The sequence below is a fragment of the Streptococcus infantis genome (assembly GCF_047460825.1).
Lineage (GTDB): Bacteria > Bacillota > Bacilli > Lactobacillales > Streptococcaceae > Streptococcus > Streptococcus infantis_V.
In genome coordinates this window covers 46,328-69,576 of record NZ_JASHFO010000005.1, presented here as the reverse complement: position 1 = coordinate 69,576, position 23,249 = coordinate 46,328, and the positions used below count along the sequence as shown (strand labels likewise).

The following is a 23,249-nucleotide window of genomic DNA, read 5'->3' as shown; positions in this document are numbered from 1 at the left end:
GTGAGGTTTGCTCACAATAAATTATTATACTAGAAAAAAATTTTTTTAGCAAGTAAAAACTGCTTCTATTTTATTTTTTACAGTTTTTTTGCTAAAGTTTGTGTAATTTCTTCAACCTGAATATTCTCAGATTCAAATTTCTGTTTAAAGGTAGCTAGATCAACCGTTCCCTCAATTTGAACTTCGATAACAATCTTACCATCTTTACGTGGAATATTAACAGTATGAGAAATATTAAGATTTTCCTCAACGATTAAAGAAACAATCTTACCAAGTACCCCAACTTCATTTTCTGTGATAAAACGAACACGGATTCCCTCTTCGCCATAACCAGAAATTTCAAGAAATGCTCTGAAAACATCACGGTCGGTAATGACACCATAGACTTGTCCATTATCAATAACTGGCAAGATTCCAATCTTATTTTTCAGCATAAGGTAGGTTGCATCTTCCAAACTTGCATAACCGGAGACAGTTACAACATTACGAATCATGACGTCCTTTACTTTTGTTTTATTGAGCAAGTAATTCATCTCGAAGATTGAAAGACTCGTTGCTTTTGACGGACTGGCTTCAGCAATTGTTCCTTCTGTTACTAGACCAACTAATTTATCATTTTCAATAACAGGAAGTCGATGCAAACCTTGTTCGCGCATCAAGTCTGCTGCATGTGCTACAGTCGTATCTGGGCTAATATATACGACCTTTCGTGTCATAAAATCTTTAACTGCCATAGGAATTCTCCTTTATGTTTATAGCTTTATTATACACTTTTTACGAAAATCAATCAAACGCTTTCATCTCTTTTTCAAGATTCTGAAAACTCTGAAATACTATAAAAAGAGCCCTAGATTAGAGCCCTCAATCTTATGATTATGTAATTTATTTGGTAATCTTTCCCGCGAACTAAAACAATCCACTGGTTCTGATGATTGCCAAGCAATCTCTATCCGCCGACTAAAAAGGTCCCCCGGACTAATGTAGATTGCTGGCGTAATCTTTATCTGCCGACTAAAACAATCCACTGGATTGTTTTAGCCACCTAGATATGCTTTTCTGACTTCGTCTGATGCTGCGAGTTCTTTACCTGTTCCTGAAAGAACGATTTTACCTGTTTCAAGAACATAGCCTCGATCTGCGATGGCTAGTGCTTTATTGGCATTTTGCTCGATCAAAAGAACAGTTGTACCTTGTTTTTGAATATCTTGAATGATATCAAAAATTTCTTGGATGAAAATTGGTGCAAGCCCCATTGATGGTTCATCTAAGAGAAGAAGTTTAGGCGTTGACATAAGCGCACGTCCCATAGCAAGCATCTGTTGCTCACCACCAGAAAGGGTAGCTGCATCTTGGTTTTTACGTTCTTCCAGACGAGGGAAGCGTGAAAAGACTTTTTTCAGATTTGCTTGGTTCTCTTCACGATTTTTCTTAAGAAAAGCTCCCATCTCCAAGTTTTCCATAACTGTCAAACCAGGGAAGACGTGACGTCCTTCTGGTACTTGAGAAAGTCCTGATGCCACAATTTTTTGTGCAGGCATCTTTTGGATTTCTTGTCCCAAAAATTCAATTTTACCAGAACTTGGACGAACAAGTCCTGACAAGGTACGAAGGATGGTTGTTTTACCAGCCCCGTTGGCACCGATAAGGGAAACAACTTCTCCTTCGTTTACTTCAAAGCTCACATCACGTACAGCTTGAATCATACCGTAGTGTACTGAGAGGTTTTCAACTTTTAACATAGACATTAGGCTTCACCTCCTAGATAAGCTTCGATAACACGTTTATTACTCTTGATTTCATCTGGTGTTCCATGAGCAATCAAACGACCGTACTCAAGAACATAGATACGCTCAGTAACTTCCATAACCAAGTTCATATCATGTTCAATCAGCATAATAGTAATATTGAATTCATCCTTGATGCGACGAATCAACTCAGTCAATTCTGCAGTTTCTTGTGGATTCATACCCGCTGCAGGCTCATCCAAGAAAAGGATTTTAGGTTCTGTAGCAAGAGCACGAACAATTTCCAAACGACGTTGTTGACCATAGGCTAAATTTTTAGCTAGAGTTTCAGCATCTCCATCCAAATCAAAGATTTTTAGTAATTCTAAGGCTTTAGCTTTCAATTCTTTTTCATTCTTATAAAAAGCTGGTAAGCGCAAGAAACTTGCAAAAACATGTTGTTTATGATGATTACTAAATGCAATCAGAACGTTATCCAAAACTGTCAAGTCCTTAAAAAGGCGGATATTTTGGAAGGTACGCCCTAAACCAAGAGATGCGATTTTATAGGGTTGCTTGCCATTTAACAAGTGACCATCCAAGGTTACTGTCCCTTCGCTTGGTTCATAAACACCTGTCAACAAGTTGAAGAGGGTTGTTTTCCCAGCACCATTCGGTCCAATCAAACCAACAAGTTCACCTTCGTTCAATTCGAGAGTGACGTCCCCAACGGCTGTCAGACCACCAAAATGTTTGGTTAAATTTTTTACTTCAAGTAATGCCATTAGTTTTGTCCCTCCTTCTTACCTTTTTTAAAGAGACGTGATAGGCTCAATTCCCATGTCCCAAGAAGACCACCTGGTCTGAAGATCATAACGAGTACCAAGGCCAAAGCATAGATAATCATACGAACGCTAGCCACGTCTTGAAGGAGCATGTTCAAGATTCCAAGCACGATCGCCGCAACAATTGCCCCTGTAATGGATCCTAAACCACCAAATACAACGATAATCAAGACATTGATAGAGTTGATAAACGTGTAATCTTTTGGTACGACTGATCCGATAAATCCTGACTGAAGAGTACCTGCGATACTTGCAGTAACAGCACCAAAAACAAAAGCAATGATTTTAATTTTTGTAGTATTGACCCCTACTGACTCAGCAGCAATCTCATCTTCACGAACTGATAAGGTTAAACGTCCGATAGGACTACGAAGGAAATTAAGAGTGGCAATCGTTGTAATCACAGCAAAGAAATATACCATTTGCCAAGTTGTAAAGTTAGGAATCCCCAAAATACCAGCAGCACCGTTTGTAAGGCTTCCACCATTAATAATGAAAATACGGATAATTTCAGCAACACCAAGTGTCGCAACCGCGAGATAATCCCCTTTCAAACGTAGGGTCGGAATTCCAACGATCAAGGCAACCAAACCAGCAATGATAGCACCGAGCAACATAGCTCCAAAGAATGCACCATAGGTTGGAGATTTAGAACCAATAATAGCTGCTGCATAGGCACCAATAGCCATAAATCCAGCATGTCCAAGTGAAAACTGACCAGAGAACCCAACGATTAGGTTAAGACCTACTGCTAGAATAATATTGATACCGATTTGTTCAATAATCTGAATATGGAAAAGGTTCAAGACTCCTACTGAAACCAATAGGCTAATCAAACCATATCCAAGCAACAAAAGGAATAACCATAGAATATTAACTTTTAAATTTTCTTTCATTGTTTACACCTTCTCTTTCACATTCTTACCGAGGATACCAGCTGGACGAACAATCAAGATTAAGAGCAAGATTCCATACACGATGGCATCACGGAAATCTGACATTCCGAAGGCGGTAGCAAATGTCTCTAAAAGACCAATAACAAAGCCACCCAGAGCTGCACCAGGGATAATTCCGATACCACCAAGAACGGCAGCCACAAATGATTTAATACCTGGAGTCATTCCCATCAATGGTTCAAGAGAGTTATAGTAAAGTGCAATCAAGACACCCGCTGCACCAGCTAGAGCTGAACCCAATGCAAAGGTGAAACTGATTGTACGGTTCACGTTAATCCCCATCAGCTGAGCAGCATCACTATCTACAGAAACGGCACGCATGGCTTTCCCCATCTTAGTTTTTTGTACGATGAGTTGTAGAAGAACCATCAAAACAAGTGAGACAGTCAAAATCAACAATTGAATATTTGTTAGACTGATTGGTCCCAAATCATAACGCACTGTTTGGATTGCTTGAGGAAAGGCACGTGTATTGGCACCTACCAGATAGACCATCCCATACTCCAGTAAGAAGGATACCCCGATAGCTGTAATCAGTACAGAGATACGAGTTGAATGACGTAATGGACGATAAGCTAGGAACTCAATGATAACACCGAGAATTGCAGTACCGATCATCGATAAGATCAAGGCAACAAAGAAATTTAATTGCAAGGAATTAATCAAGAAATAACCCATGAAAGCACCCATCATATAAATATCACCGTGGGCAAAGTTAATGAGCTTGATAATTCCATAAACCATAGTATAACCTAGGGCTAGCAGCGCATATACACTCCCCAAGATTAGACCATTGACAAGTTGTTGAAGCATATGGTTCACTCTTTCTAAGTTTTATTTTTTAGGATTTTTATAAAAAAATAATCCTTTCATAAACACTGAAACAGGGAGTGAGTAAAAGCTCATTCCCCATTTCCTGTATCTATAATTATGGTTTTACGACTTCTGCCGCTTCTACTTTACCATTATTCATGGTCATCATGAAGGCTGTTTTCACAGTGTTGTGATCTGCATCAAAGCTTGTTTGACCTGTAACACCTTCGAAGTTTTGTGTTTTAGCAAGATTGTTCTTGATATCAACTGAAGTTTTTGCCCCTTTTGCTGCATTAGCTACAAGGTAAACTGAGTCATAAGCAAGAGCTGAAAATGTTGAAGGATCTTCGTTGTATTTTGCACGGTAAGCTTCAAGGAAGGCTTTTGCTTTATCTGAAACCTCTACAGTAGTTGAGAATCCTGAGATGAAGTAGATATTTGATGCGCGTTCAGCTGTTGCTTGTTGAACAAACTCTGCACCGTTGAATCCATCACCACCAATGATTGGTTTATCAATTCCCATACCACGAGCTTGGTTTACAATTTTACCAGCTTCTGTGTAGTAACCAGGCAATACGATTGCATCAAAGTCTTTATCTTTGATTTTTGTCAAAGCTGCTTGGAAGTCAGTGTCACCTGATACAAATGTTTCATCTGCTACGATTTCGCCTGAGAATGAATCACGGAATGATTTTGCAATTCCTTTAGCGTAGTCACTTGAGTTATCTGTATATAAGACTACTTTCTTAGCGTTCAACTTGTTTGTAACATAGTTAGAAATGATTTTCCCTTGGAAGCTATCTTGGAATGTTCCGATGAAAAGGAAATCTTGACCTTTTGTCAAACCATCTTGAGTAGCACTTGGAGAAATCAATGGAACTCCAGCTTGTGTAGCATTTGCTACTGCTGCTGCAGTTGCACCTGAAGTTGCAGGTCCTACGATAGCTGCTACTTTAGATTGAGTAACAAGGTTTGTTGAAACTGAAGCAGCTTCAGCAGTTTCAGATTTGTTATCTTTGTCTACTACTTCGATTTGTTTTCCATCGATACCACCTGCTGCGTTAATTTCATCAACTGCAAGTTGGGCACCTTTTTGTTCAGATGTACCGTAAGATGCTACAGCACCAGTTTCTTCAAAGTTGAAACCAATTTTAACGACTTTCTCATCCACTGGGTTACCAGTTGAGTTTGAAGCTCCTGACTTCACTTCTCCACAAGCTGCTAAAACAGCCACACTTGCAAGAGCTACAAGTGACAAGGCAAATTTTTTCTTCATGTTTATCTCCTTTTAATTTCTTAATTTAAATTACATGTTAAGAATATACCGAATTATCAGAAAATTGTCAACACATTTATCTCAATTTTTACATGATAACGTTTTCGTTATTTCTGTAGAGACTACCAACAAAGGGAGTTTCCAATTCTTGGATATGACATCGTCTCACTTTTTTGACAAATTTCTCTTTTCCTAAACGGCTAACCAGTTCTTCCACTTCTTCTGTTGGGACATAAAGTTGCAGATAACGGTGTTTTTTTGAGTGGTAACAAATATCACCATAATTATCGATTTTTTTTGCATCACGATTATAGTATAGGTAGATAATCAGACCAGACCGATTCTCTTTTTGAAACATATTACAACTTCCTTCTAACAATCTTCTTACTATTATATCAAAAAAAGCAAGCTCAGTCGAGCTTGCTTTAGTAGTTTAATTCAAAGAATTATTAGCCATAATTTCGTCAATAAAACCGTAGTCAAGAGTTTCTTGAGCGCTCATCCAGTAATCACGTTCAGCATCTGCATGGATTTGCTCAACTGATTTACCAGAATTATCTGCAAGAATTTGCTCCAAAGTCTTACGAGTTTTAAGCAAGTGTTCAGCAGCAATCGCCATATCTGTTTGCTGTGTACCACCGCCTGTACCACCCATCGGTTGGTGAATCATGTATTCGGCATTTGGAAGCATGAAACGTTTGCCCTTTGCTCCACTTGAAGCGATGATTGTTCCCATTGAAGCAGCCATCCCCATAACAATGGTTTGGACATCTGCCTTGATAAAGTTCATAGTATCAACGATTGCTAAACCAGCTGATACAGAACCACCTGGAGTATTCACATAAAGGTAGATATCTTTTGTACTATCTTGGGCATCCAAGAAAAGCAATTGGGCGATAACTGAGTTTGCCATATTGTCTTCGACTGGTCCAGTCAACATAATGATACGATCTTTTAAAAGACGTGAGTAAATGTCGTATGAACGTTCTCCACGACTTGTTTGTTCAATAACTACAGGAATCATTCATTTCTCCTTCTGATTTCTAAATTTCCTAGTCAAGCGACTTGATACAGGACTATTATATCTTTTTGGTCAAAAAAGGTCAAATTTTTGCTCTATCCTAAAAACAGACACAAAAATTCAACCTCCTTTCTAGACTAAAACTAATGAACAGTTTTAGGGTAAGCTTAGAATTTTACTTAGTTCCGAACAAACGGTCTCCAGCGTCACCAAGACCTGGAACGATATAGCCATGTTCGTTCAAGCGTTCATCCAAAGCTGCTGTAAAGATTTCTACATCTGGGTGAGCTTCTTGAAGAGCTTTTACACCTTCTGGAGCAGATACAAGGCAGACAAATTTGATGTTTGATGCTCCACGTTTTTTGAGGGAATCAACAGCCAAGATTGCAGAACCACCTGTTGCAAGCATAGGGTCAACCACAAAAATTTGACGTTGGTCGATATCTTCAGGTAATTTAACCAAGTATTCTACTGGTTGAAGAGTTTCTTCGTCACGGTACATACCAATATGTCCAACTTTGGCTGCTGGAACCAAGCTCAACAGCCCATCGACCATCCCGATACCCGCACGCAAGATTGGAACAATTGCCAATTTTTTACCAGCCAATTGTTTTTGGACTGTTTTTGTGATAGGTGTTTCGATTTCAACGTCTTCAAGCGGAAGATCACGAAGCACTTCATATCCCATCAACATAGCAATTTCATCTACTAACTCACGAAAAGCTTTTGTAGAAGTGTCTGTGCGACGCAAGATTGACAATTTGTGTTGAATGAGTGGATGATTAATGACTTCAAGTTTTCCCATTTTCTGAATTCCTTCTTTCAATTTATTCTTCTTATTATATCAAAAAATGGTTTAAAAATCCTTCTAAACCATCTATTTTTTTATAATTTTTAAATCAAATCTGCTTCTTGAAGAGCTGCTTGTACTGTCTCTAGCGATAAATGGGTCAACTCGGTACCTTTTTCACGATAGAGATACTGGGCGTAGTCATCCATACGGTATTGATTGATATACACGACACGCTCACAACCTACCTGAAGCAATTGCTTGGTGCAGTTGAGGCATGGAAAATGTGTAACGTAGGCTGTAAATCCTTTTGGAACGCCACGTTCGGCTCCTTGTAGTATAGCATTTACCTCTGCATGAAGAGTGCGCACACAGTGGCCCTCAATCACCAGACAGTCGTGGTCAATACAGTGCTCCGTTCCTGATACAGAACCATTGTATCCTGTTGAAATCACCTTATTATCCTTGACTAAAACAGCTCCTACCTTAGCGCGTTTACAGGTTGAACGATTGGCAATTAATAGAGCTTGAGCAGCAAAATACTCATCCCAAGCCAGTCTTTTTTCTGTCATATCTTCTCTCCTCTTGGTTTATTTTTTGAAAAATGGTAGGCGTAAATCTGCAATTTTTTCAGCAGGAACCTTCATTCCATCCTTAATCCATTTAAGCAAAACTGATACGATGGCAGAACTCCAAAAAGAATGCAAGTAAGAGCTGACTCCTTTTGATTTTCCATAGTATTTTTCTAAAAATTCTTGCATGGCTTGCACAAAAATTTTTTCCAAGTGGTAGTCCAAGGCAAGCTGAATAACCTTAGCCTCTTTCTTAGCTTCTCGAAAGAGGCGAACCCAAACCAGATAGAGGTCCGTTTTTACATCGTAATGGCTCAATTGCTCCATAATGTTATGGACGCTTCGTTTAAAGACACTTTCTAAAATCTCTTCTTTGGAGTCATAGTTTCGATAAAAGGCTGCACGGGAAACACCAGCACGTTTGACCAACTCAGAAATGCTAATCTTTGTCAATTCCTTTTTCTCCAAAAGTTGCAAGAGAGCTGTTTCGATAGCTTCTCTGGTCAGTAAATTGGATTCTTGATTGGATTTTCTGAGATTTTCAAGTGAATTTTCAGAAATTCTTCGTTCGGCCATAACACTTCCTTTCTACTTGTGACAACAGAGTGACGAGACTTTTGTTTTAAGATTTTTCATGATATAATTGTAAAAAAAGACAGAACCTTTGTCAATGTATAAGTGATAAAGATGGAGAATTTCTATGACTTGGAAGATTGTAGCTGACTCTGGTTGTGATTATCATCAACTGGCAAATCCAGCAATTGATACTGAATTCATCAGTGTTCCCTTAACCATTCAAGTGGCTGATCAAGTCTTTATTGACGATGCTAGTCTTGATATTGACAAAATGATGGAAACCATGTATGCAACTTCTGAAGCTTCAAAATCAGCTTGTCCTAGCCCTGATGATTACTTGCGAGCATTTGAAGGGGCAAAACATATTTTTGTAGTGACCATTACCGGAACTCTTTCTGGTAGTCAAAACAGCGCTCAATTAGCTAAGAATCTCTATCTCGAAGAACATCCTGATACTCAGATTCATGTTATTGACAGCTTGTCTGCTGGTGGGGAAGTTGATCTAATCGTTGAGAAAATCAATGATTTGATTGACCAAGGACTTTCTTTTGAAGAAGTGGTTAAAGCTATTACTGCCTACCAAGAAAAAACTAAGTTACTATTCGTCCTCGCTAAGGTTGATAACCTCGTTAAAAATGGTCGCTTAAGTAAGCTGATCGGTACAGTTGTTGGGCTCCTTAATATTCGTATGGTCGGGGAAGCAAGTGAAACTGGAACCTTGGAACTCCTACAAAAGGCTCGTGGTGCTAAGAAGTCCCTCCAAGCTGCTTATGAAGAGTTAATCAAGGCCGGCTACGCTGGTGGGCGTATCGTCATGGCTCACCGTAGTAATGATAAATTCTGCCAACAACTCTCAGAACTCTTACGCGAGAAATTCCCACAAGCTGAAATCAAGATTATCCAAACCTCTGGACTCTGCAGTTTTTATGCAGAAGAAGGTGGACTCCTCATGGGATATGAAATTGACTAATAAATCAAACAAGAGATGACTTATCATCTCTTGTTTTTTTATGGTACAATACTTTTATGAAACATTTTGACACTATTGTAATTGGGGGAGGCCCTGCTGGTATGATGGCTACGATTTCAAGTAGCTTTTATGGGCAGAAAACCCTTCTCATCGAAAAAAATCGAAAACTTGGAAAAAAATTAGCTGGTACTGGTGGTGGTCGCTGCAACGTGACCAACAATGGAACTCTAGATGACCTATTAGCTGGAATCCCTGGAAATGGGCGCTTTCTTTACAGCGTCTTCTCCCAGTTTGATAACCATGATATTATCAACTTTTTTACGGAAAATGGCGTAAAACTCAAGGTTGAGGACCACGGGCGTGTCTTTCCAGCCAGCGACAAATCTCGGACCATTATCGAAGCACTGGAAAAGAAAATCATGGAGCTAGGTGGGCAAGTTGCCACTCAAACAGAGATTGTTTCTGTTAAAAAGATTGACGACCAGTTTGTCCTTAAGTCTACAGACCAAACCTTCACTTGTGATAAACTCATTGTCACAACAGGTGGAAAATCCTATCCTTCTACTGGCTCTACTGGTTTTGGTCATGAAATCGCCCGACATTTCAAACACACTATTACCGAACTCGAAGCTGCTGAAAGTCCATTGTTGACTGATTTCCCGCATAAGGCCTTGCAGGGAATCTCCCTAGACGATGTGACCCTAAGCTATGGTAAGCACGTCATCACCCATGACCTGATCTTTACCCACTTTGGTTTGTCAGGTCCTGCTGCACTACGCATGTCTAGCTTTGTCAAGGGTGGGGAAACTCTCTCTCTAGATGTCTTGCCACAACTTTCTGAGAGAGAATTAGTCGACTTTTTAGAAGAGAACCGTGAGAAATCCTTGAAAAATGCCTTAAAAACCTTGCTCCCTGAACGCTTGGCAGAATTTTTTGTCCAAGGATATCCTGAAAAAGTCAAACAACTAACAGAAAAAGAACGCGACCAACTTGTCCAGTCCATCAAGGCTCTTAAAATCCCTGTAACTGGCAAAATGTCATTGGCTAAATCCTTTGTAACTAAAGGTGGAGTTAGTCTCAAGGAAATCAATCCTAAAACGCTGGAAAGTAAGCTAGTACCTGGACTCCACTTTGCTGGCGAAGTACTAGATATCAATGCCCATACGGGGGGATTTAACATCACTTCCGCCCTCTGCACCGGCTGGGTGGCAGGCTCAAACTAGAACTATAAATGATATAGTATCTAAAGATATTGGATAAGAAAGGAGCTATTTTGGAACATATTATTTTACTGAGAGGTGTTACACCGAATGGACAAAATGCTATCCCTAAAATGTCTTATCTAGTAGATATCTTAACAGAGGTTGGTTTTCAACACGTTCGAACTTATATTCAAAGTGGAAATATTATTCTTGAAAGCGACTTAGCCATAGAAGAAATACGAGAACAAGTCCATACTCTAATAAAAGAAAAAATCGGAGCCGACTTGAAAATGGTCATTAAAAATAAGAGTGATTTTACAAAAATTGTCCAAGAAAATCCGTTTGGAGAACACTATCTTTATGACCGTATACATATAATTCTTTTCCAGAATGCTATCCAAAGTCTACCATTTGAAAAATTGGATAGTGACTATGGTGAAGAAGAAATTTGTATCGGCAACCATTGTCTTTACCTCTATCTCCCTAGAACTGCAAAACGAAAAAAGCTTAATACCAACTATCTCGAAAAGCTGTTCGGCGTTGATCTGACCATGCGAAAGTTAAACGTGGTAGAAAAATTACTAACAAAATAGGAAAAATAAGATGAACAGAAGAGAATCAGTCGAATTTGTCAATATGTGTATGATTAAAAATGGGGATAAGGTACTGGTCCAAGACCGAGTTAGTCCTGACTGGCCTGGTATTACTTTTCCTGGTGGTCATGTTGAACGCGGCGAATCCTTTGCTGATGCCGTCATTCGTGAAGTGAAGGAAGAAACTGGATTAACTATTTACAAACCCCAACTCTGTGGTATCAAAGATTGGTATAATGATGAGGATTATCGCTATGTTGTCCTCTTATACAAAACAGAACACTTTACTGGTGAGATCCAATCTTCAGACGAAGGAAAAGTCTGGTGGGAGGATTTTGACAATCTATCTCATCTAAAACTAGCTACTGAGGATATGTCTGACATGCTTCGTGTTTTTTTGGAAGAGGACCTCAGTGAGTTCTTTTATTACAAGGATGGGGAAGACTGGTCATACCAACTCAAATAATAGTAAATCGGCAGAGGTCACTCCGCCGATTTTTATCTTGTCTAATCTTCAAGCTATGTCTGCGTCCTCCTACTAAAATTCTGTTACTGGCTTTGTCAGTCCCAGCTTAGTCTTTGAGTTTTATCGAGTTTGTGTGCTTACATAGTGGGCAATGACATCTGATGTGTACTGGGCTGTTCCATGTCCAAACTTGTCAATGTTTTCCTTAAACTCTGGATTATAGACATAGCCTTTGCCGATATGAGCAAATACTTCAATAGAACAATCAAATCCATAAGTACGGATGGCTTGTAAGAGCTTGATTGCTTGCTCTTGGTTTTCAGTTGCTGTTGCAGGTAAACCAGTTTGAAGATTTTGTGCCAAGGTTCGAAAAACTTTGTTGAAGGCAGCCGTAGCTTCGTCTTCGTGACCTTTTTGGCGCTCGAGCGCTTGGTCCATCACTTCTTGTCCATATTTATCTACCGCCTCTTGGTGGTATTTTTGATGGTCTTGATAGCTAAATCCAGTGAATTTTTCCTCAATAGTCATTTTTATTTCTCCTTTTTGTTCTTGGATAGTTTTTTGTAAGGTTGAAATCAAAGTATCCAAATGTTGTCTTTCTCTAGTCAAATACTCCAACTGTCTAGTCAAGTGGGGCAATAAATCTATCCTTTCTTCCTTTAACAGCTCTGCTATTTTTTCTAAAGAAAAGCCTAGATATTTGTAATAGAGGATAACCTGTAGTCGTTCTAAATCCTCTTGACTGTAGGTTCGATAGCCATTTTCTGACTTTAATGGAACCAAAAGTCCAATCTTGTCATAATGGTAGAGGGTCTTGACGGAGACACCTGAAAGTTGCGCAGCTTCTTTGATATGGTACATGATTTCCTCCTCACATAAATAGTATATACCCTCCCCTTTGAGGAGAGTCAAGTATTTTATCGCATTTTTTATGAAAACATGAAAATCGCTTTCTTGACAGACTTGAAAAATCATGATAGGATAATCAAGTCTATCAATCAAATAAAAGCTCATAAAGAGCAATTGAGAGAAGGCTATTTGACAACTCAAGTAGCCTTTTCTTATTTAGAAAACTAGATTGGAGTTTAACAATGTCTGAAAAATCGCAATGGGGCTCAAAACTTGGCTTTATTCTAGCATCTGCTGGCTCAGCCATCGGGCTTGGTGCCGTTTGGAAGTTTCCCTACATGACTGCTGCCAACGGTGGGGGAGGCTTTTTACTGGTCTTTCTCATTTCTACCATTTTAATCGGTTTTCCGCTCCTGCTTGCTGAGTTTGCCCTTGGTCGTAGTGCTGGCGTTTCTGCTATCAAAACCTTTGGAAAACTTGGCAACAATAGCAAATACAATTTTATCGGTTGGATCGGTGCCTTTGCTCTTTTCATCCTCTTATCCTTTTACAGTGTTATTGGAGGATGGATTTTAGTTTATCTAGGCATTGAGTTTGGAAAATTGTTCCAACTTAGCGGAACAGGTGATTATGCTCAGTTATTTACTTCAATTATTTCAAATCCAGTCATTGCCCTAGGAGCTCAAGCAGCCTTTATCATATTGAATATCTTTATTGTATCACGTGGGGTTCAAAAAGGAATTGAAAGAGCTTCCAAGGTTATGATGCCTCTTCTCTTTATCATTTTTGTCGTCATCATCGGGCGCTCTCTCAGCTTGCCAAATGCCATGGAAGGTGTCGTTTACTTCCTCAAACCTGACTTTTCAAAATTGACAAGTACTGGGCTCCTCTACGCTCTAGGACAGTCATTCTTTGCCCTCTCACTAGGGGTTACAGCCATGCTGACCTATGCTTCTTACTTGGACAAGAAAACCAATCTGGTCCAGTCAGGGATTTCCATTGTAGCCATGAATATCTCAGTATCCATCATGGCAGGTCTAGCCATTTTCCCAGCCATGTCAGCATTTAATATCCAGTCTGAAGGGGGACCGAGCTTACTCTTTATCGTCTTGCCTCAACTCTTTGACAAGATGCCTTTTGGAACCATTTTCTACATCCTCTTCCTCTTGCTCTTCCTCTTTGCGACGGTCACTTCTTCTGTCGTGATGCTGGAAATCAATGTCGGCAATATCACTAATCAGGATAACAGCAAACGTGCCAAATGGAGTGTGATTTTAGGAATCTTGACCTTTGGCTTTGGCATTCCTTCAGCCCTGTCTTATGGTGTCATGGCAGATGTTCACATTTTTGGGAAGACCTTCTTTGACGCTATGGACTTCTTAGTTTCCAATCTTCTCATGCCATTTGGGGCTCTCTGTCTTTCTCTTTTTACAGGCTACATCTTCAAAAAAGCTCTTGCCATGGAGGAACTACACCTTGATGAAACACCGTGGAAACAAGGACTTTTCCAAGTCTGGTTCTTCCTTCTTCGTTTTATCATCCCAATTATTATCATCGTGGTCTTTATCGCCCAGTTTATGTAACTATAAAAATGGACTTGAGTAATGAACTCAGGTCCTTTCTTTTTACGGATGGCTAACAATCAATTCCAAATCTTGTCCTTCAAGTGTCCAAGATTCAACATCGCTTGGAAGGATAAAGTGGCTACCTTTTTGAATTGGATAATCTTTACTGTCCACAGTTAGTTTCCCTTGACCAGCTAAGACACTCATCAAGCTATAGTCAGCTGTTTTTTCAAAGTCAACTTTTCCAGTGATTTCCCACTTGTAAACTGCGAAGAATTCATTGGATACAAGGAGAGTTGAACGCAAATCGTCTGCTTTGACAGTTACAGGACAGCTGTTAGCAGGCTCACCAATATTTAGAACATCGATGGATTTTTCAAGATGAAGCTCGCGCAAGTTACCATTATCATCCTTGCGGTCAAAGTCATATACACGGTAGGTTGTATCACTAGACTGTTGCGTTTCAAGGATCAAGATACCTGCACCGATAGCGTGCATAGTTCCACTTGGAACATAGAAGAAATCCCCAGCTTTTACAGGAACTTTTGTCAACAAGGCATCCCAGTTTTTATCTTCGATCTGCTGGCGGAGTTCTTCTTTTGACTTAGCATTATGGCCATAGATAATCTCTGAACCTTCATCTGCAGCGATGATATACCAGCACTCTGTTTTTCCGAGTTCGCCTTCATGCTCTAATCCATAAGCATCATCTGGATGGACTTGAACACTGAGCCAGTCATTGGCATCGAGGATTTTAGTCAAGAGCGGAAATACTGGCTCTGGACGATTGCCAAATAACTCACGGTGTTCTGCATACAAAGTAGCGAGGTCAGTTCCCTCAAAGCGACCATTGGCTACCTTGGAAACACCATTTGGGTGAGCTGAGATTGCCCAATATTCACCAATCTTTTCGCTCGGGATGTCATAGCCAAACTCATCACGAAGTTTAGTCCCACCCCAAATTTTTTCTTGCATAACGGAATTTAAAAATAATGGTTCTGACATGTTTCATCTCCTGTCTGATTTTTCACCCTCATTATAGCAAAAAAAGAGTCCTAATTGAACTCTTTTTTCTATCTTATAAAGAAGGGAGAAGATTTTATAAAAATAGTGAATAAATGAGTTCTACTCAATGCTTGCACCATTACTAGCAATGACATCCTTATACCAGTAGAAGGATTTCTTCCTGCTACGTTTGAGACTTCCATGACCTTCATTATCACGATCCACATAGATAAAGCCATAGCGCTTGTTCATTTCGCCTGTTCCAGCTGAAACCAGATCGATACAGCCCCAAGTTGTATAACCTAGCAAGTCTACTCCATCTTGGTAAATGGCATCTCGCATAGCCTTGATGTGGGCCTCTAGATAAGCAATTCTATAGTCATCTGCTACATAACCATTCTCATCTGGTGTATCCATAGCACCGAGGCCATTTTCTACGATGAACATGGGCTTTTGGTAACGATCCCAGATGGCATTGAGGGTGATTCGAAGCCCAAGTGGGTCAATCTGCCATCCCCATTCTGAAGATTCAAGATAAGGATTTTTGAGAGAGGCAAAAACATTTCCAGCTGTTAATTCTTTAACATCTGGATCACCTGAGGCCACTCGACTTGCATAGTAAGAGAAGGAAACAAAGTCAACAGTGTAATTCTTCAACAAGTCCAAATCCTCTGCTGTCATTTCAATCTCAATTCCCTCACGTTCCCACTGCTTCTTGGCATAGTTTGGGTATTCCCCACGCGCTTGAACATCGATGAAGAAGTAACTCTTGCGGTCTTCCTCCATAGCAGCCCAGTAGTCTCTCGGATGGGCAGTGTTGGGATAGTATTGCCCTGCTGCCAACATACATCCCACCTTGTTTTCTGGATCAATTTCGTGGGCAAGCTTAGTCGCTAGAGCTGAAGCCACCAACTCATGGTGAGCTGCTTGGTATTTGACTTGTTCTTGATTTTCTCCTTCTTCAAAACAAATTCCTGCTCCTAAAAAGGGGGCATGCAGAATCATATTGATTTCGTTGAAGGTTAGCCAGTATTTGACCAAGCCCTTGTAACGGGTAAAAAGTGTACGACAGAGATTCTCATAGAAGTCCAACATACGACGATTGCGCCAACCACCATACTCAGTAATTAAGTGCATGGGGCAGTCAAAATGCGTGATGGTTACCAGAGGTTGGATCCCATACTTGTGGCACTCCTTAAACAAGTCTTCATAAAAGGCTAGACCAGCTTCATTTGGCTCTGCTTCATCTCCTTTGGGGAATATTCTTGTCCAAGCAATGGAAAGTCGATAAGTCTTAAAGCCCATTTCCGCAAAAAGGGCAATATCTTCCTTGTAATGATGGTACATATCAATGGCTTCTTTTGCTGGGTAAAAATAGCCCTCCTCAAACGAGAACATCTTTTTCTGACCTGTGATTATGGCTTCACGGTCAGGTCCAATCGGTACCACATCGACATTAGCCAGACCTCGACCATCTAGATTATAAGCTCCCTCACATTGATTAGCTGCCGTAGCACCACCCCAGAGGAAACCCTCTGGAAATTGTAGTATTTCTGTCATCACTTTACCTCACATGATTTAGTACTACTATTATACTATCAAACATTTAAAGAAAGCTGAAATAGCTCCAAAAAATGTTTTAAGAAAAGCATTTTCTTTACAAAAAAGCTTCTACGATGAACATAGAAGCCAAATAGGGTAGTTGAAATTTGTATACAAAACTGCTTTATTTCATAAGATTTGGAAGAATGAACATGATAAAGAAAGCTAGAGCAACCATAATAAAAACATTAAGATAGATAAAACATTTTGCCAACCATGCATATCGCCCAGGTCTTAGTGGTCTTTCTACATAGGAATGTTTTGGTTTTTTAGGATCATAATAAACAGCAACTTTTCCACCAATTGGAAAGCGTTCCTTAAGAGGAGATTTTGTAAAAGACAAAAAACTATTCCCCTTAACTTTGTATCTTAAAACTTGTGGAATTTCACCATTTTCAAAATTATCCGTTTTTACATCAGATACAATTGAACCTAAGGGAGTACTGATTGTATTTGAAATAGCAGATAGAAATTTAGGCCCTACGACCTTGTATAGGTTTCCGTCAACAGTGTACTCAACCACTGGAAGGCTAATCCCGTTATAAAGAGCATAGGAATATCGGATAATAACTCCTTCCGTTCTTTCGGTACATCTCTTGGCATTACTATAATTACTAAATATAAAATAGGAAAACATAAAATAGGTGAAGGCAGCAAAGCCTAACATCATTAAGCCAAATAATGGAAAGAAAGTTGTTGGCATCTTTTTCTCCTTAAAATATCCTAATGAATCTATTTTAACAGAAAAGATATAAAAGAAAAAGACCGGATTGCTCCGATCTTTCAATAGTTCATATTCGCACATTTTTTTTAAGAATCATTATGGTTAACTTCAAATGACTAAGCGTCCTATTTCATACGATAAAAATCAATCACTAGACCAGCAGGGCCACTTACTAGCAGGGATTCGGTTCCCCAATCAGTTACAACTGGCCCATGTAAAATCTCAATCCCTAATTCTTTCACACGCTTTTGATTCTGTTCCAAATCTTCAACTTCAATGTGTAGAATGATTCCTGACTGAAAATTTTCCAAAGGTATCAAATGATTTTGGGATAACATGAGGCAGTGACTGCCAATCGTGAACTGAGCAAAACTGTTATCAACATAGTCCGCTTTTTTATCCAAAATACGCTCCAAGCTAGCACAGACTTGGGGAACATCTGAAACGATAATATCTAGTTGATTTAAATTCATTTACTATCCTCCACAAAAAGACCGGATTGCTCCGATCTTTTAAGTTTCTCTCTAAGAAAATCAATGCATAAAATCTACAATGTTTACTTTTGATTTTCGACGAGAGGAATTATTTAATTGCGCGTGATTGCAATCCTTCTTCTTCCAAGAAGAGGCGGAATGGTACAAGCTCTTCAGCTTCGTATTTTTCCTTGAAGGCTTTAATAGCTTCTTCTGAGTGTTGTTTTGGATCCAACTCAAGTACTTCTACTGGAAGTGGACGATGTGGAGTGATGCGAGCATCGATCACGACTGTCTTACCTTCTTTGTTCAATTTAACAGCTTCTGCAACGACTGCGTCGATGTCTTCGATACGGTCAACTGTAAATCCAATAGCTCCTTGAGCTTCAGCGATTTTCGCATAGTCAGCATTAGGGAAGTCACAACCAAACAAGTGTTTGTTTGTGTCTTCGTATTTGTCCTTGATGAAGGCATATTTACCATTTGAGAAGACAACGTTGATAACTGGAAGGTCGTATTGAACGTTTGTGATAACGTCTGGGTAGCACATGTTGAATGCACCGTCACCCATGATGTTCCATACTTGGCGATCTGGATTGTCTTTCTTAGCAGCGATACCACCAGGAAGGGCAATACCCATTGTCGCAAAGAGTGGAGATGTACGCCACATGTTCTTAGGTGTCATGTGAAGGTGACGAGTAGATGTTTGAGTAGTGTCACCTACGTCGATTGAATAGATCGCATCTTGATCAGCATGTTTGTTGATTGCATTGTAAACTTGATACAATTGCAATTCACCCTCAGTTTTACCTTCGAGTTTGTTCATGTAATCACGCCAGTTTTGGTTGTTCTTCACGTTTGCACGCCACCATGGAGTAGATTCAACTGGATTCACTTTGTCAAGGATTGCTTTGGCTGCTTGACCTGCATCCCCAAGGATTGAAGCGTCTAGGGCATGACGTTTCCCAAGTTTGTAAGGGTCGATATCGACTTGGATGAATTTTTCAGTATTCTTGAATGCTTCGTAAACTTCAGCAAATGGGAAGTTTGAACCAAGGAAAAGAACAGTGTCTGCTTCAAAGACTACTTCATTGGCTGGTTTCCAACCAACACGGTAAGCAGAACCTGTCAAACCTTCGTAGTTCCATTCAAAAGCTTCAAAGTTTTTACCAGTTGTGATGATTGGTGCTTTGATTTTACGTGACAATTCAGTAATCACTTCACCTGCTTTAACACCACCGTAACCAGCATAGATAACTGGACGTTCAGCATTGTTCAAGATTTCAACTGCTTTGTCAATTTCAACTTCGTTCAAAGCAGGAGCGATGAATGAACGTTCGTATGAACCTGAACCGTAGTATGAGTTTTCGTCGATTTCTTGGAAACCAAAGTTTACTGGAATTTCAACAACGGCTGGACCTTTTTTAGAAACGGCAGCACGGCAAGCTTCGTCGATTACTTTTGGTAATTGCTCTGCGTAAGCTACACGTTTGTTGTAAACAGCGATACCGTTGTACATTGGGTTTTGGTTCAATTCTTGGAAGGCATCCATGTTTAATTCGTTAACTGGACGTGATCCAAGGATAGCAAGGAATGGAGTGTTATCCATAGCTGCATCGTAAACACCGTTGATCAAGTGAGTCGCACCTGGACCACCTGAACCAACTGCAACACCAATAGATCCGCCAAATTTAGCCTGCATAACCGCTGCAAGAGCACCTGTTTCCTCGTGGCGAACTTGCAAGAAACGGATATCTTTGTCTTCAGCCAAAGCGTCCATTAGTGAGCTAAGTGTTCCTGATGGGATACCGTAGATTGTGTCTACGCCCCATGTTTTCAATACGTTAAGCATTGCTGCAGATGCAGTAATTTTCCCTTGAGTCATAATGATAACTCTCCTTAAAAGTTAATTTGATGAATAATAAAAGCGCTTTTATATGTTTTTTGAAAACGATTCAGTAAATTTACACTCCTAATTTATCACATTTACTTATAGTTTCATAAGAATGTGCTCAGAAAACTTCATTCTCTATTACAGTACAGATTGAAAACGTTTTGAAAATCTGTTTTAGAATAGCAAAAAAGCGGTTAAAACCGCCTTTTTATACTCAATGAAAATCAAAGAGCAAACTAGGAAGCTAGCCACAGGCTGTACTTGAGTACGGCAAGGTGAAGCTGACGTGGTTTGAATTTGATTTTCGAAGAGTATTAATCGACTTTAGTAAAATTAAGCATAAGAGAGCTGATTAAAACAGAGACTGAACTAAAGGCCATGGCCAATCCTGCAAGTTCTGGATTGAGCACCAAACCAAGACTTGAAAAGACTCCTGCTGCAATCGGAATACCAATGAGGTTATAGATAGAAGCCCAGAAAAGATTGAGTAGAATACGATTAAAGGTCTTCTTACTCATATCAAAAGCACGTGCCAATCCTAGTAAATTGTTGGTTGTGAGGACAAGATCTGCTGATTCAATGGCAATATCTGTCCCAGAGCCCATAGCAATTCCGACATCCGCTACACTGAGGGCTGGCGCATCATTGATACCATCTCCAACAAAGGCCAATTTGCCATTCTTTTGAAGCTTGTGAATTTCATGTGCCTTTTCCTCTGGCAAGACATTTGCGATTACTTCTTCGATTCCAATTTGCTCTGCAATCGCATGGGCTACTCCAGCATTATCTCCAGTAAGCATGACCGTTCTAAGGCCACGTTTTTTCAATTTAGCAATAGCTTCTCGAGCATTTTCCTTAGGGACATCCTGCAAGGCAATTAAGCCTTTTAACTGACCATCCACGGATAGGAAGACAACTGTTTTTGCTTCTTTCTCAAGCAAATCAAATCGTTCTTGATAATCATGTGGAATAGCAAGATCATCTAAAAGTTTAGCATTCCCAAGCAAGACTTGTTTACCATTAATAATCCCAGTCACACCTTTTCCATGCAAGGCTTGGAAGTTTTCCACTGGGTAAAGGCTAATTCCTAGTTCAGATGCACGATTAACAATAGCTTGAGCTAGCGGGTGTTGAGATACATCTTCCAATGAAGCTGCCAAACTTAGCACTTCTCTTTCATCACCAATAACATCTGTCACTACTGGCTTCCCTTCGGTCAAGGTTCCTGTCTTATCAAAAACAACCGTTTGGACTTTTTGGATTTCCTGTAAAACTGTACCATTTTTGAGAAGAATTCCCATCTTGGCACTTCGTCCTGTTCCAACCATGAGTGCTGTTGGTGTCGCAAGTCCCAGAGCACAAGGACAGGCAATTATCAAAACAGCAACTCCGTAGAGAAGTGACGTCACAAAGCTTTCTCCTAGGAAAACAAACCAGATCCAAAAAGTAAGAAGTCCTAAAATGACAACTGCTGGTACAAAAATCCCAGAAATCTTGTCTGTCAAATCTTGAATAGGAGCACGACTCGTTTGAGCTTTCTTCACAAAATCCACAATCTGAGCCAGCATAGTCTCAGAACCAACTTTTTCAGCTCTAAAGATGATCGTACCACTATTATTGATGGTTGAACCAATGACAGCATCTCCAACTGATTTATCGACTGGAATACTTTCCCCAGTCACCATTGACTCATCAATACTCGTTTCACCTTCTAACACAGTCCCATCAACGGCAATTTTTTCACCTGGTCGAACGCGAATGAGATTCCCAACTTTGACTTGTTCTAGAGGGATTTGAACATAAACATCATCACGTAAAACTTCTGCAGTTTTAGCTTGCAAATCTAGTAATTTCTCTACAGCTTGGGAAGTATTTTTTCGCATTTTTTCCTCAAAAACTGCTCCCAAAAGAATGAAGAAGAGGATAAATGCAGCACTTTCAAAGTAAACGGGCAGACCAGTGAAGAGGGCAACTAAGCTATAGAAATAGGCCACTAGGGTTCCCAGAGCAACCAAGGTATCCATGTTGGAATTGTGCTTTTTAAAACTAGCCCAGGCGCTTCTGATATATGGAACTCCAGCTACCAGCATAATGGGTGTTGTGGCTAAAAAGGTGCCCCAACGCATGACTTGGTGACTAATTCCTCCTGTAGACATCCCAATCATGAGAATCACAAGAGGCACAGTAAAGATACTAGTAATCCAAAAACGCTGTAAAAGGCTTAGAGATTTTTTAGTTTTTTCAACAACGGTATAGGTTCCCTTTTGCATCTTCATGCCACAAGAAAACTCGTGCTCACCCAGGTCTTGAGGAGTAAAACGAATGAGTTTTTCCTCATCTTGAGCGATTGGTTCTAGAATCCCTTCTTCTTCGAAGAGAATCTCTTTATAACAGTTTGAAGGTGTCACACGATGAAAGGTAATCTCAGCAGGAATCCCTTTTTGCAGTTTAATGTGGGCTGGATGGTAGCCTTTGTCTGCCGTGATACGAATTTTTTGCACACCATTTTCAAGGCTTGCTTTTACAATTTCAGTCATATTCTTCTCCTATTCTACAATCATCTTACCGTGCATCATATTCATGCCACAAGAGAAACCATACTCACCTGCTTCTTCAGGAGTGATTTCAACCACATATTGGTCTCCCATAGGCAGATCTGCATGCACTCCAAAGTCTGGAAAAACGATTTGATCCAAGCAAGGTGAAGGATCTTTTCGATCAAAAATAATGCGAGCAGGTTGCGATTTTTTGAGGATAATGGTTTCTGGAGTATATCCTCCCATGACCTCCACTCGAATCTCCTGATAGCCATTTTTTTGCTGGGCTCTCTTGGCATCTTCTTGCGGTTTTTTGAAAAACCAAAAGAGGATAAAAGCAATCATTCCTAAAACAACAATAGATACAAATAGATTTAACATAGCGTCTCCTTTACATACAATTACATCTTACTTCTGTTACAGCACTTGCTTTTTTCTTTGAAATCACTTCTTCCAAACCTTCCAAGTCAGCTAGGGTAAAGTCACATTCTTCAATCAAATCAGCTAGCAAGAGCTTTATTCTTCGAGAACAAAGCTTGTCTTTGATATCCTGAACCATTAAGCCCCTACTATCATCTAGCGTTAAAAGGGCCGAATAGACAAAGGACTTGCCCTGTTTTTCCCGAGTCAAACATTCTTTCTCCACCAAACGGGCCAAGAGTGTCTGGATCGTGGATTTGGACCAACTGAACCTTTTCTCTAATACTTTTATGAGATCAGTACTAGTCTGTTCTCCCTGCATCCAGATAATCTTCATGACCTGCCATTCTGCATCCGAAATCTGCATTGTTATTCC

At 39.8% G+C, this 23,249-nt stretch carries 25 protein-coding genes; 5 read left to right on the top strand and 20 right to left on the bottom strand.

The window, feature by feature from the left end; genetic code table 11:
* Nucleotides 1–77: 77 nt before the first annotated feature.
* The 11 genes from QM911_RS02745 to QM911_RS02695 all read right to left on the bottom strand — a co-directional run bounded on the left by QM911_RS02745 (nucleotide 78) and on the right by QM911_RS02695 (nucleotide 8,573).
* Nucleotides 78–734, bottom strand: a complete 657-nt coding sequence (locus QM911_RS02745) for a CBS domain-containing protein (RefSeq protein WP_049530662.1) — start codon at nucleotides 732–734, stop codon at nucleotides 78–80.
* A gap of 300 nt (nucleotides 735–1,034) precedes the next feature.
* Nucleotides 1,035–1,745 carry an ABC transporter ATP-binding protein gene (locus QM911_RS02740; RefSeq protein WP_045763246.1) on the bottom strand — a complete coding sequence of 237 codons (711 nt, stop codon included), beginning with the start codon at nucleotides 1,743–1,745 and terminating at the stop codon, nucleotides 1,035–1,037.
* A complete protein-coding gene (locus QM911_RS02735) occupies nucleotides 1,745–2,509 on the bottom strand; it encodes an ABC transporter ATP-binding protein (protein ID WP_049503117.1) in 765 nt (254 codons plus the stop codon). Before QM911_RS02735 ends, QM911_RS02740 begins: the two co-directional genes overlap by 1 nt.
* On the bottom strand, nucleotides 2,509–3,465 hold the full coding sequence (locus tag QM911_RS02730) for a branched-chain amino acid ABC transporter permease (protein WP_316108576.1): 957 nt from the start codon (nucleotides 3,463–3,465) through the stop codon (nucleotides 2,509–2,511). Before QM911_RS02730 ends, QM911_RS02735 begins: the two co-directional genes overlap by 1 nt.
* A gap of 3 nt (nucleotides 3,466–3,468) precedes the next feature.
* The gene (locus tag QM911_RS02725) at nucleotides 3,469–4,338 is read right to left on the bottom strand and encodes a branched-chain amino acid ABC transporter permease (protein ID WP_000941435.1); all 870 of its coding nucleotides are present in this window, start codon (nucleotides 4,336–4,338) and stop codon (nucleotides 3,469–3,471) included.
* A gap of 115 nt (nucleotides 4,339–4,453) precedes the next feature.
* The gene (locus QM911_RS02720) at nucleotides 4,454–5,614 is read right to left on the bottom strand and encodes an ABC transporter substrate-binding protein (protein WP_316108577.1); all 1,161 of its coding nucleotides are present in this window, start codon (nucleotides 5,612–5,614) and stop codon (nucleotides 4,454–4,456) included.
* Nucleotides 5,615–5,702: 88 nt separating this feature from the next.
* Nucleotides 5,703–5,972 carry a YlbG family protein gene (locus tag QM911_RS02715; protein ID WP_060956026.1) on the bottom strand — a complete coding sequence of 90 codons (270 nt, stop codon included), beginning with the start codon at nucleotides 5,970–5,972 and terminating at the stop codon, nucleotides 5,703–5,705.
* A 75-nt stretch (nucleotides 5,973–6,047) separates the two neighbouring features.
* Nucleotides 6,048–6,638, bottom strand: coding sequence for an ATP-dependent Clp protease proteolytic subunit ClpP (gene clpP, locus QM911_RS02710; protein ID WP_060956027.1), 591 nt, complete (start codon nucleotides 6,636–6,638; stop codon nucleotides 6,048–6,050).
* Between the two features lie 172 nt (nucleotides 6,639–6,810).
* The gene (upp, locus tag QM911_RS02705; protein ID WP_000517029.1) at nucleotides 6,811–7,440 is read right to left on the bottom strand and encodes a uracil phosphoribosyltransferase; all 630 of its coding nucleotides are present in this window, start codon (nucleotides 7,438–7,440) and stop codon (nucleotides 6,811–6,813) included.
* 89 nt (nucleotides 7,441–7,529) lie between these two features.
* On the bottom strand, nucleotides 7,530–7,997 hold the full coding sequence (locus tag QM911_RS02700; protein WP_060956028.1) for a deoxycytidylate deaminase: 468 nt from the start codon (nucleotides 7,995–7,997) through the stop codon (nucleotides 7,530–7,532).
* Nucleotides 7,998–8,015: 18 nt separating this feature from the next.
* On the bottom strand, nucleotides 8,016–8,573 hold the full coding sequence (locus tag QM911_RS02695) for a TetR/AcrR family transcriptional regulator (RefSeq protein WP_000840875.1): 558 nt from the start codon (nucleotides 8,571–8,573) through the stop codon (nucleotides 8,016–8,018).
* Between the two features lie 124 nt (nucleotides 8,574–8,697).
* On the opposite strand from QM911_RS02695, the gene QM911_RS02690 reads away from it, so the two are divergent.
* The 4 genes from QM911_RS02690 to QM911_RS02675 are packed head-to-tail and all read left to right on the top strand — an operon-like array spanning nucleotide 8,698 to nucleotide 11,804.
* Nucleotides 8,698–9,543, top strand: a complete 846-nt coding sequence (locus tag QM911_RS02690) for a DegV family protein (protein WP_414313038.1) — start codon at nucleotides 8,698–8,700, stop codon at nucleotides 9,541–9,543.
* A gap of 56 nt (nucleotides 9,544–9,599) precedes the next feature.
* Complete coding sequence (locus tag QM911_RS02685; protein WP_414313037.1) at nucleotides 9,600–10,766, top strand: NAD(P)/FAD-dependent oxidoreductase; 1,167 nt, start codon at nucleotides 9,600–9,602, stop codon at nucleotides 10,764–10,766.
* A 50-nt stretch (nucleotides 10,767–10,816) separates the two neighbouring features.
* Nucleotides 10,817–11,338 carry a DUF1697 domain-containing protein gene (locus QM911_RS02680; RefSeq protein WP_414313036.1) on the top strand — a complete coding sequence of 174 codons (522 nt, stop codon included), beginning with the start codon at nucleotides 10,817–10,819 and terminating at the stop codon, nucleotides 11,336–11,338.
* 10 nt (nucleotides 11,339–11,348) lie between these two features.
* A complete protein-coding gene (locus QM911_RS02675; RefSeq protein ID WP_414313035.1) occupies nucleotides 11,349–11,804 on the top strand; it encodes an 8-oxo-dGTP diphosphatase in 456 nt (151 codons plus the stop codon).
* Between the two features lie 120 nt (nucleotides 11,805–11,924).
* Here QM911_RS02675 and QM911_RS02670 read toward each other — a convergent pair whose 3' ends face one another.
* The gene (locus QM911_RS02670) at nucleotides 11,925–12,665 is read right to left on the bottom strand and encodes a MerR family transcriptional regulator (protein ID WP_414313034.1); all 741 of its coding nucleotides are present in this window, start codon (nucleotides 12,663–12,665) and stop codon (nucleotides 11,925–11,927) included.
* 230 nt (nucleotides 12,666–12,895) lie between these two features.
* Here QM911_RS02670 and QM911_RS02665 point away from each other — a divergent pair, with 230 nt between their 5' ends.
* The gene (locus QM911_RS02665) at nucleotides 12,896–14,236 is read left to right on the top strand and encodes a sodium-dependent transporter (RefSeq protein WP_414313033.1); all 1,341 of its coding nucleotides are present in this window, start codon (nucleotides 12,896–12,898) and stop codon (nucleotides 14,234–14,236) included.
* Nucleotides 14,237–14,278: 42 nt separating this feature from the next.
* Here QM911_RS02665 and manA read toward each other — a convergent pair whose 3' ends face one another.
* From manA to QM911_RS02625, 8 genes are all read right to left on the bottom strand, one after another.
* On the bottom strand, nucleotides 14,279–15,223 hold the full coding sequence (gene manA / locus QM911_RS02660; protein ID WP_414313032.1) for a mannose-6-phosphate isomerase, class I: 945 nt from the start codon (nucleotides 15,221–15,223) through the stop codon (nucleotides 14,279–14,281).
* Between the two features lie 120 nt (nucleotides 15,224–15,343).
* Complete coding sequence (locus QM911_RS02655; RefSeq protein WP_414313031.1) at nucleotides 15,344–16,783, bottom strand: 6-phospho-beta-glucosidase; 1,440 nt, start codon at nucleotides 16,781–16,783, stop codon at nucleotides 15,344–15,346.
* A 166-nt stretch (nucleotides 16,784–16,949) separates the two neighbouring features.
* Entirely contained in the window at nucleotides 16,950–17,630 is a 681-nt protein-coding gene (locus QM911_RS02650; RefSeq protein ID WP_414313030.1) for a DUF3592 domain-containing protein, read from the bottom strand.
* 44 nt (nucleotides 17,631–17,674) lie between these two features.
* On the bottom strand, nucleotides 17,675–18,022 hold the full coding sequence (locus QM911_RS02645; RefSeq protein WP_414313029.1) for a VOC family protein: 348 nt from the start codon (nucleotides 18,020–18,022) through the stop codon (nucleotides 17,675–17,677).
* Nucleotides 18,023–18,131: 109 nt separating this feature from the next.
* On the bottom strand, nucleotides 18,132–19,907 hold the full coding sequence (gene spxB / locus QM911_RS02640) for a pyruvate oxidase (protein WP_414313028.1): 1,776 nt from the start codon (nucleotides 19,905–19,907) through the stop codon (nucleotides 18,132–18,134).
* A gap of 323 nt (nucleotides 19,908–20,230) precedes the next feature.
* Entirely contained in the window at nucleotides 20,231–22,453 is a 2,223-nt protein-coding gene (locus tag QM911_RS02635; protein ID WP_414313027.1) for a heavy metal translocating P-type ATPase, read from the bottom strand.
* 9 nt (nucleotides 22,454–22,462) lie between these two features.
* Nucleotides 22,463–22,834 carry a cupredoxin domain-containing protein gene (locus tag QM911_RS02630; RefSeq protein ID WP_000933322.1) on the bottom strand — a complete coding sequence of 124 codons (372 nt, stop codon included), beginning with the start codon at nucleotides 22,832–22,834 and terminating at the stop codon, nucleotides 22,463–22,465.
* 10 nt (nucleotides 22,835–22,844) lie between these two features.
* A complete protein-coding gene (locus QM911_RS02625) occupies nucleotides 22,845–23,240 on the bottom strand; it encodes a CopY/TcrY family copper transport repressor (protein WP_045763230.1) in 396 nt (131 codons plus the stop codon).
* Nucleotides 23,241–23,249 lie beyond the last annotated feature (9 nt).